The 890-nt window shown below is 67.2% G+C and carries 1 protein-coding gene and 1 pseudogene; both read left to right on the forward strand.

Translation table 11 applies throughout. The annotated features are described in order from the left end of the window. Positions 1–422 (forward strand): annotated as a pseudogene (locus tag AX735_RS04690) (conjugal transfer protein TrbE); the annotation flags it as partial. Further along, positions 419–890, forward strand: a 472-nt coding sequence (gene trbJ, locus AX735_RS04695) for a P-type conjugative transfer protein TrbJ (protein WP_066276385.1), incomplete at its 3' end; no start/stop codon positions are given. The pseudogene AX735_RS04690 and the gene trbJ, both read left to right, overlap by 4 nt.

The following is an 890-nucleotide window of genomic DNA, read 5'->3' on the forward strand; positions in this document are numbered from 1 at the left end:
CGCCGGCCATCATCGAGAGCTGCCCGACGCGCATCTTCCTGCCGAACGAGCGCGCCGCCGAGCCGCAGATCGCCGCCATCTACGAACGGTTCGGCCTCAACGCTCGCCAGATCGAAATCCTCAGCCGGGCCACGCCCAAGCGCGACTATTACTGCCAGTCGCGGCGCGGCAACCGGCTGTTCGAGCTGGGGCTAGGCGAGGTCGCGTTGGCCTTCGCCGCCGCGTCTTCCAAGACCGATCAGCTCCGCATCGCCGAACTGGTCGAGACCCACGGCCGCGAGCGCTTCGCCGCCGAATGGCTGCGCCATCGCGGCCTGGCCTGGGCGGTCGATCTTCTTCCCGAACCCCAACTCGATCCGCTGGCCGGTCGCCGGGAAGATGCCGGCCAGCTCCCCCTTGCCTTGAAGGACACGACCCCATGAAACCCAATATCCTGCGCCGCGCCATGCTGGCCGGCGCCATCGCCACATCGAGCATGATCGGCATCACCGCCGCCACGCCGGCGCACGCTCAGTTCGGCGGGATCGTCTATGACCCGACCAATTATGCGCAGAACGTGCTGACGGCCGCGCGGTCGCTCCAGCAGGTCAACAACCAGATTCAGCAAATCCAGCAGCAGGCGACCAGTCTCGTCAACGAGGCGCGCAACCTGGCTTCGCTGCCGTTCAGCTCGCTCCAGCAGTTGCAGCAGCAGGTGCAGCGCACCCAGCAGCTTCTCGGCGAGGCGCAGCGCATCGCTTATGACGTGCAGAACGTCCAGCAGGTGTTCAACGGCCGCTACAAGGGCGCGGCGCTCACCGGCACCCACGCGCAGATGGTCGCCAACGCCAATGCCCGCTGGGAGGATAGCGTCGGCGCCTTTCAGGATGCCTTGCAGGTGCAGGCCGGCG

Source organism: Blastomonas sp. CCH1-A6 (genome assembly GCF_001556365.1).
GTDB lineage: Bacteria > Pseudomonadota > Alphaproteobacteria > Sphingomonadales > Sphingomonadaceae > Blastomonas > Blastomonas ursincola.